The following is a 9,095-nucleotide window of genomic DNA, read 5'->3' as shown; positions in this document are numbered from 1 at the left end:
ATAGCTACGTACGGAAGGGATAAGCGCTGAAAGCATCTAAGCGTGAAGCCCCCCTCAAGATGAGATTTCCCAGTATGTAAGACCCCTTGAAGACGACGAGGTTGATAGGTTCGGGGTGGAAGTGCCGCAAGGTATGGAGCTGACGAATACTAATCGGTCGAGGGCTTATCCAAGAATACCTTCACAAGGTGGAGAGAAGCGTTAAAGCTGACTCCGAATACGTTGTGAGGAAACCGTGAAAAATATATAGCGTTGCTCAACGCTGCTTGTTTCGGATCTAGTTTTCAGGGTGCAAACCTTGACATTCGTTTGGTGATGATGGCGGAGGGGAACCACGCGTTCCCATCTCGAACACGACCGTTAAGCCCTCCAGCGCCAATGGTACTTAGACCGCAGGGTCTTGGGAGAGTAGGACGTTGCCAAGCAAAACAACAACAGAAAAAGCCTTTCTGGATTAAGTCCAGAAAGGCTTTTTCTGTTGTTTACAGGCATAAAAACCGCCGCAAAGTGAACAATAAAATGAATCAAGGTCCTAGTTGCAAATTATCTGAAAACTGCTATAATGTTATTAAAGTCAAAGAAAGTCAAAGTCAATTTACTTCTTGACTAGGAGGTTGAATTGATGCGTAATGTCTCTGAGGTTATCGAACAATATCTGAAGCAGATTTTACAGCAAAGCAATGAAGGTATTGTCGAAATTCAGCGTAACGACCTGGCAGATCAGTTTGATTGCGTGCCCTCACAAATTAATTATGTAATTAGCACCCGATTTACTCTGGAGAAGGGGTATATTGTCGAAAGCAAGCGCGGGGGCGGAGGGTATATACGAATTCAAAAAATTGAGCTGAATGCACATGGTTCAGTACTTGATCACATCTCCAAAACCATTAGTCTCCAAATCGATCAAAGCGCCTCTGAGGGCCTTCTGTATCAATTGGAGGAGAGCGGTTATCTTACATCAAGAGAAGCGGCGCTGATGAAAGCAGCCATATCAAGAGAAGTGCTGGTTTTGAAGCTTCCGCTGAGAGATGAGATTCGAGCCAGAATATTGAAAGCTATGCTAATATCCTTGTTGAGTAAATAAGGAGGGAATGTTTATGTTATGCCAGGAATGTGGTAAGAAACAAGCAACGCTTCATTTTACGAAAATTTTAAACGGAGAAAAGACAGAGTTTCACATCTGTGAGTCATGCGCCCGAGAGAAAGGAGAGCTGATTCCAGGTACACCGAATGGCTTTTCTATTCATAATTTATTGTCAGGGCTGCTCGATTTTGATCCCTCGCATGGTACTCTTACACCAAAAGCTCAGCCAGGTCGTTGTGAAGAATGCGGACTTACTTATAGTCAATTCAGTAAAGTCGGTCGTTTTGGCTGCAGCTCATGCTACAAGCATTTCGAAGATAAGCTGGATCCATTGTTCAAAAGAGTTCACGGGAATACTTTTCACACCGGGAAGGTTCCTAAACGTTCTGGCGGGTTAATACAACATAAGAGGGAAATCGAGACTTTGAAAAAGGAGCTGCTGCTGCGTATTCAAGGAGAAGAATTTGAAGAAGCAGCGAAGCTTCGCGATGAAATCCGTCAGCTTGAGAAAAAGGTTGCCGAAGGCTAGTGTTTTAAACCTCCTGGAATCGTAGTCGTTCAAAGGGAAGGTTATGATAGAGGTTTCTTAGGGCAAGGGAGGAATCTTATGACATCGAATACGAATCGTTTTACACAGCATGCCTTGAGTGATTGGATGAAGAGCGAAGGACCTGACTCCGATATTGTAATCAGTACCAGAATCCGTATCGCGAGAAACATACAGTCCTATCCATTTCCGATGCTTTCTACTAATCCCCAATCTCACGAAGTGTTTGAGAAGGTATCAAGTATAATGGGGAATGAAGAGCTCGGAACCATTAGTAACTTTTCTTTACTGTCACTCGATGAATTGGATGAGCTCGAAAAGCGTGTGCTTGTAGAGAAGCATCTGATTAGTCCTGCATTAGCTAATGAGTCACGTAATGGTGCGGTAATATTAAGCGATAATGAATCCATCAGCATCATGGTGAATGAAGAGGATCATTTGCGAATACAATGCTTGTGTCCTGGTTTTCAAATTAATGAAGCCTGGGACCTTGCAAGTCAAATTGATGACTTGTTTGAAACACAGCTGGATTATGCGTTTGATGAGAAACGGGGATATTTGACCAGCTGCCCTACGAATGTAGGGACCGGGATTAGAGCTTCGGTAATGATTCATCTGCCTGCTTTGGTTTTAACCCAACAAATCAACCGTATTTTATCAGCAATAACTCAAGTAGGATTGGCGGTTAGAGGGTTGTATGGGGAAGGCAGCGAAGCCTTAGGCAACCTGTTTCAAATTTCCAATCAGATTACACTAGGACAATCCGAGCAGGAGATCATCGATAATTTATATGGAGTAGTCCGGCAAATTATTGAACATGAGCGGGCAGCACGCGAGAAGCTGCAGCTTGAAACAAGAACCAAGCTGTTGGACCGTGTCAGCAGGTCATTTGGAATCATGTCTTATGCAGCTATTATGGATTCTAAAGAAGCTGCTCAACGGCTGTCAGATGTTCGGTTAGGTATCGATCTGGGCATCATTAAGAATGTCCCGCTTCAAGTGATGAATGAGTTGATGGTGATGACCCAGCCTGGTTTTTTACAGCAGTATGCAGGAGAAAAGCTAAGCGCTGAAGAAAGAGACATAAGAAGGGCGCAACTCATTCGAGAGAAATTTACATCTGAGTAAATAACAACACGGTATGATTGCTCTTTTAGTCAAACGTGCTTCGATAATTTTATTCTTTTATGGAGGTGTTACGCATGATGTTTGGAAGATTCACGGAACGTGCGCAAAAAGTATTGTCCTTAGCACAGGAAGAAGCCGTTCGTTTAGGTCATAATAATATTGGAACAGAGCATATTTTGTTAGGTTTAATTCGTGAAGGTGACGGTATTGCTGCTAAAGCTCTTATAGCTCTCGGATTAGGCTTAGAGAAAATCCAAGACGAGGTGGAGGCACTTATCGGTCGAGGCCAAGAACAGCCTACCAACATTGCTTACACCCCACGAGCTAAGAAGGTTATCGAGCTTTCGATGGATGAGGCTCGTAAATTAGGCCATACGTATGTGGGAACAGAGCATATATTGCTTGGATTGATTCGTGAAGGGGAAGGCGTCGCGGCTCGTGTCCTGAATAATCTTGGTGTTAGCTTGAATAAAGCGCGGCAGCAGGTATTGCAGCTGTTAGGCAGCAGCGAGGTTGTATCTACCAATCATGGTAGCAACGCTAACGTAAATACGCCTACACTTGACGGATTGGCCAGGGATTTGACGTCTTATGCTAAAGATGGCAATCTGGATCCGGTTATTGGCCGCAGCAAAGAAATCGAGCGTGTGATCCAGGTATTAAGCCGTAGAACCAAAAATAATCCGGTATTGATTGGTGAGCCGGGTGTTGGTAAAACTGCGATTGCCGAAGGTTTGGCGCAAAAAATAATTAATAACGAAATCCCTGAAACATTGCGTGATAAACGCGTTATGACATTGGATATGGGATCTGTCGTGGCGGGAACTAAATATCGCGGTGAGTTTGAGGATCGTCTTAAAAAGATTATGGATGAAATTCGCCAAGCGGGTAATATCATTCTATTCATTGATGAGCTGCACACATTGATTGGTGCAGGTGGGGCGGAAGGCGCGATTGATGCGTCTAACATCCTGAAGCCGGCATTAGCTCGTGGAGAGCTTCAATGCATCGGGGCTACAACGCTGGATGAATATCGTAAATATATTGAAAAAGATGCCGCTTTGGAAAGACGCTTTCAACCGATTACAGTGGACCAGCCGTCTCCAGAGGAAGCTATTCAAATTTTGCACGGATTGCGTGACCGCTATGAGGCGCATCACCGGGTCAAAATTACGGATGAAGCTATAGAACAAGCGGTAAAGCTTTCGGACCGCTATATAACGGATCGCTTCCTGCCGGATAAGGCAATCGATCTGATTGATGAGGCGAGCTCCAAGGTAAGGCTTCGCTCCTACACAGTACCGCCTGATTTGAAGAAGCTTGAAAATAAGCTGGAGGATATCCGCAAGGAGAAAGACGCGGCTGTTCAGAGTCAAGAGTTTGAGAAGGCGGCTTCTTTGCGGGACACCGAGCAAAAGCTGCGTGAAGAGCTGGATACAACCAAGAATGAATGGAAAGAGAAACAAGGACGTACGGATTCCGAAGTGACTCCCGATGATATAGCTCAGGTTGTAGCAAGCTGGACCGGTATACCGGTAGTTAAGCTCGCTGAGGAAGAGACAGAGCGCTTGCTCAAAATGGAAGAGATTCTTCACGATCGGGTTATAGGTCAGGAAGAAGCTGTGAAAGCAGTAAGCCGTGCTATTCGCCGCGCTAGAGCGGGTCTCAAAGATCCTAAGCGGCCTATAGGCTCCTTTATCTTCCTGGGACCAACAGGAGTTGGTAAAACTGAGCTGGCACGTGCTTTGGCAGAGTCTCTGTTTGGTGACGACAACGCAGTTATTCGTATCGATATGTCCGAGTATATGGAGAAGCACTCGACTTCTCGTCTGGTAGGGGCTCCTCCGGGATATGTTGGTTATGAAGAGGGCGGACAGCTTACCGAAAAAGTTCGCCGTAAACCGTATTCCGTAGTTTTGTTGGACGAAATTGAGAAGGCGCATCCGGAAGTATTTAATATCCTGTTGCAGGTGTTAGAGGACGGTCGTTTGACTGATTCCAAAGGCCGCACGGTGGACTTCCGCAACACTCTTATCATTATGACTTCCAACGTAGGCGCGGATATGATTAAGAAGAATTCCTCGCTAGGTTTCACGGCTGTACAGGATGCCGGTAAAGATTACGGCAATATGAAAGATAAAGTGATGAGCGAGCTTAAAAAGAGCTTCCGTCCGGAGTTTTTGAACCGGATTGACGAGATTATTGTGTTCCATTCTCTGGAAGAAGCTCATATCGCTCAGATCGTAACGCTGATGGCAGATGATCTGCGTAAACGTTTGAAAGAGCAAGATGTTGACTTCGTTCTTACCGATAAAGCTAAAGCCTTTTTGGCCAAAGAAGGATTCGATCCTACTTATGGAGCTAGACCGCTGCGTAGAGCGATCCAGAAGCATATTGAAGACAGACTGTCTGAAGAATTGCTTCGCGGCATGATTACCAAAGGGGACACGTTAACTATCGATGAGCACGAAGGAGCATTGACTGTAGAGCGTAGTCAGGGAGTCACAAGTCCTTAACCTAAGAAAAAGCGAAACATCCTGTGGCATTAGGCCATAGGATGTTTTTTTTCCATATTTAAGGAGAAGGGTTTTCATTGTTGCTGCAAAATGGTAAACTTTGTAGGCACGCTTTAGGATTCGGAGTGAATACACAACTGGGAGAGTTTTAAATGGCAAAGCAAAAAACGATATTTTTCTGTTCGGAATGCGGATTTGAATCTCCCAAATGGTTAGGGAAATGTCCGGGCTGTCAGGCTTGGAACACGTTTGTTGAGGAACTGGAGACAGTTACGAAGACACAAGGTATGCAATCTTCTCTATTACGGACGAAAGAAAAGCCCGTTTCCATCATAAATATTAAAGGTACGGAAGAGCAGCGTATTCAAACGCGGAACAAGGAATTAAATCGTGTGCTTGGCGGCGGTCTCGTTCCGGGCTCATTGCTTTTGGTCGGAGGGGACCCGGGCATTGGGAAGTCTACATTGCTGCTGCAAACCTCTTTTGATTTAACGCAAAGCGATAAAAAAGTATTATACATTTCAGGTGAGGAATCGGTTCGACAAACCAAGCTGCGCGCGGATCGGTTGAATGCAACATCTGAACTGCTATACGTGCTGTGTGAAACCAACTTGGAGCAGATAGAAGCTGCGATTGAAGAGGTTCAACCTGATTTTATCGTTATCGACTCGATTCAAACGGTCTACCATCCAGCAATTTCTTCTGCTCCGGGCAGTGTGTCCCAAGTGAGGGAGTGCACAGGCCATTTTATGCGCATTGCCAAAATTAAAGGTATTGCAACGGTGTTGGTTGGTCATGTTACTAAGGAGGGCGCTATCGCAGGTCCACGAATGCTAGAACATATGGTGGATTGTGTTCTCTATTTCGAAGGAGAAAGACACCAATCCTACAGGCTGTTGAGAGCTGTCAAGAACAGGTTCGGCGCAACAAATGAGATCGGAATTTTTGAAATGCAGGAAGGCGGATTAGTTGAGGTCAACAATCCATCTGAGCTATTTTTGTCGGAACGTCCACTCGGGGTGTCAGGTTCTACCGTTGTTGCCAGCCTGGAAGGAACTAGAACCGTGCTTGTGGAGCTTCAGGCACTTGTTACTTCTACCAATTTCCCTTCGCCGCGGCGGATGGCAACAGGAATTGATCATAACCGATTGGCTTTAATTATTGCGGTATTGGAGAAACGGCTGGGTATGTTTTTGCAAAACCAGGATGCTTATGTGAACGTAGCAGGCGGGGTTAAGCTGGATGAACCGGCGGTTGATCTGGCAATAGCTGTCAGCATTGCTTCCAGTTTAAGGGAGCAGCCAACACAGCCATACGACGTAGTATTTGGGGAAGTGGGATTGACCGGTGAAGTGCGCGGTGTTTCTCGTGTGGATCAAAGGGTGAAGGAAGCAGAAAAGCTCGGGTTCCGCCGTGTCATCCTTCCGGAAAAAAGTCTCAAGGGCTGGACTCCTCCTTCTTCCATTGAAATAATCGGCGTCAGTACGGTATCGGAAGCTTTGAAAGCTGCTTTGGGGTAACGCATGTAAGCTTTGATGCAAGTAGGGTTGATGTAACAGGTTAATGTAGGTTGCGTTGATGAAATTAGACGATGTAAATAATGTGTTATGTAATAAAGAAGCACTACCGTAAAGCGTGTCCCGCTAGGGACGGAAGCGTTCAAGAGACACTATCGTAGCAGTCACGCACAAACAAGCACCACCGTAAAGCGTGTCCCGTAGGGACGAAAGCGCTCTGAAAACACTGCCGTAGCAGTCACAACTGACGGGTGTCCAGAGGGCGGAGCCCTTTGGAGCCCTCCCGGCGGGGAGGGTTTGGGTGGGGGCAACATGGGGGAATGGGGGAGGGGACAACATGAGCAAGGAAGAAATAAAACGGGATGTAATGAGCCAACTGCTGCAAATGGTAGCACCAGGAACTCCTTTCCGAGACGGATTGGAGAACGTGCTTCGGGCCAAAACAGGAGCTTTGATCGTAGTTGGCTACAGCCCGGAAGTAATGGAGGTCGTTGATGGAGGTTTTTCTATCAATTGTGATTTTTCTCCCAATTATTTGTATGAATTGGCCAAAATGGATGGAGCGATCATCTTAAGCGAAGATGTGAAACGAATTCTTTATGCTAACACTCAGCTTATACCGGACTCCTCTATTTCCTCTTCGGAAACAGGGATTAGACATCGGACAGCTGAACGGGTTGCCAAACAAACCTCCAAGCTCGTGGTGTCCATCTCGCAGAGGCGTAATGTGATTACGTTATATCAGGGAAACCTTCGATATAGTTTAAAGGATATAGGCGTCATTCTTACCAAAGCGAATCAAGCGATACAGACGCTGGAGCGTTATAAATCGGTATTGGATCAAGCTGTAACCAATTTGGGAGCTTCTGAATTTGAGGAATTGGTCGCTCTACATGATGTAACTAATGTCATACAACGAGTGGAAATGGTGCTCCGCGTCAGTGCAGAGATTAAGCGCTATATCAACGAATTAGGCACAGAAGGGCGCCTTATCAGTATGCAGCTGGAGGAATTGATTGGAAATACCGAGCTGGAAGCGCAACTTTTATTAAAAGACTATGTAAAAGAACAAAATGATGATAGAATCAAAGATATGACCAACAGTCTCAAACGTTTAGCGGCAGAAGAAATTTTGGATCATTACCATATTGCCAGGCTGCTAGGCTATCAGCACAGTAACAATACTGCTGAGGAAACCGTATCGCCAAGAGGGTATCGGGTGTTAAACAAAATCCCTCGTCTACCTGCAGTAATTATTCACAATTTAGTGGAAAAATTCGGAAGACTCCCACATCTAATGATGGCAACTATAGACGAACTGGATGAAGTTGACGGGATTGGTGAGGTTCGTGCGAGAACAATAAAAGAAGGTTTAAAACGAATTCAAGATCAAGTACTCATTGACAGACATATTTAACTTGCATACAATCAGATGGTATCCTAATATAATAAGAGTTATTAGGGTAAAGTAAACCAGAGGTGGACAAATAATGTTAACTAAATCTCTTCCCAATCTTTTTACTGTAGGGAACTTGTTTTTGGGAATTATTTCGATCATTCTCGTTTTTAACAACAAGCCCGAGCTTGCAGCTATTATGGTTATTGTGGCTATGTTGTTGGACGGATTGGATGGTAGTGTGGCGCGTGCTCTAAACGTACAAAGTGAGTTTGGTAAAGAACTGGATTCTTTATCTGATGTTATCTCTTTTGGTGTAGCACCGGCATTCATTATGTACGTAGTTGCTTTTACTGAGCTTAATGCAGCGGCTGCGTGGATTGTAACGGCGATTTTCCCAATTTGCGGCGCGCTTCGTTTGGCTAGATTTAATGTTGTAGCTGGTACTCCAGGCTATTTCATCGGTCTTCCAATACCGGCAGCTGGCGGTGTATTGTGTACACTTGCGTTATTCCAAAAGGAATTGAACACATTTGTATTAGTTCTTAGCACTTTACTGTTATCGTATTTAATGGTGAGTACTGTGAAGTATCCTAACTTCAAGAAAATAGGGATTCCCAAAGCCGCTATCTGGATTACACCGATCGTAGTTGTTATTGCGGTTGTAGTTGCAGTTCAGTTCCCAGGCACATTATCCAAAATGATTTTTGTACCGCTGCTTCTTTATGCGCTGTACGGCTTAAAAAAAAACGTTGAACGACTCTTTACGAGACGTAAAAGAAAGAATAAGTCCCTTGATGAAGTGAAGTCGGAAACGACTCCGTTATAGAGGCTGCTTTAAAAATCTAGACTTACTTATAGGTTTAACGCGAAAATGAAAAGCATTTATTTTCCTTTAGTGGAAAAT

Annotated in this window: 7 protein-coding genes and 2 rRNA genes; all 9 read left to right on the top strand. The window is 44.8% G+C overall.

Features of this window, described 5'->3' with window-relative positions; translation table 11 throughout:
• Nucleotides 1–173: ribosomal RNA gene (locus NV381_RS34695) — 23S ribosomal RNA — on the top strand; the annotation flags it as partial.
• Between the two features lie 135 nt (nt 174–308).
• Nucleotides 309–425 (top strand): 5S ribosomal RNA (rrf, locus tag NV381_RS34690).
• Nucleotides 426–622: 197 nt separating this feature from the next.
• Nucleotides 623–1,084 carry a CtsR family transcriptional regulator gene (locus NV381_RS34685; protein ID WP_258217841.1) on the top strand — a complete coding sequence of 154 codons (462 nt, stop codon included), beginning with the start codon at nt 623–625 and terminating at the stop codon, nt 1,082–1,084.
• Between the two features lie 13 nt (nt 1,085–1,097).
• A complete protein-coding gene (locus tag NV381_RS34680) occupies nt 1,098–1,613 on the top strand; it encodes a UvrB/UvrC motif-containing protein (protein WP_258217840.1) in 516 nt (171 codons plus the stop codon).
• A 78-nt stretch (nt 1,614–1,691) separates the two neighbouring features.
• Nucleotides 1,692–2,759 carry a protein arginine kinase gene (locus NV381_RS34675; protein ID WP_258217839.1) on the top strand — a complete coding sequence of 356 codons (1,068 nt, stop codon included), beginning with the start codon at nt 1,692–1,694 and terminating at the stop codon, nt 2,757–2,759.
• Between the two features lie 74 nt (nt 2,760–2,833).
• On the top strand, nt 2,834–5,275 hold the full coding sequence (gene clpC, locus NV381_RS34670; protein WP_258217838.1) for an ATP-dependent protease ATP-binding subunit ClpC: 2,442 nt from the start codon (nt 2,834–2,836) through the stop codon (nt 5,273–5,275).
• Between the two features lie 152 nt (nt 5,276–5,427).
• Nucleotides 5,428–6,795 carry a DNA repair protein RadA gene (gene radA / locus NV381_RS34665; protein ID WP_258217837.1) on the top strand — a complete coding sequence of 456 codons (1,368 nt, stop codon included), beginning with the start codon at nt 5,428–5,430 and terminating at the stop codon, nt 6,793–6,795.
• Between the two features lie 334 nt (nt 6,796–7,129).
• Complete coding sequence (gene disA / locus NV381_RS34660; RefSeq protein ID WP_258217836.1) at nt 7,130–8,209, top strand: DNA integrity scanning diadenylate cyclase DisA; 1,080 nt, start codon at nt 7,130–7,132, stop codon at nt 8,207–8,209.
• A gap of 73 nt (nt 8,210–8,282) precedes the next feature.
• Nucleotides 8,283–9,017: a CDP-diacylglycerol--serine O-phosphatidyltransferase gene (pssA, locus tag NV381_RS34655; protein WP_258217835.1), complete on the top strand. Its 735-nt coding sequence runs from the start codon at nt 8,283–8,285 to the stop codon at nt 9,015–9,017.
• Nucleotides 9,018–9,095 lie beyond the last annotated feature (78 nt).

This window comes from Paenibacillus radicis (ex Xue et al. 2023) (assembly GCF_024722015.1).
GTDB lineage: Bacteria > Bacillota > Bacilli > Paenibacillales > NBRC-103111 > Paenibacillus_S.
The sequence above is the reverse complement of the archived record's forward strand: the minus strand, read 5'-3'. Positions and strand labels throughout refer to the sequence as shown.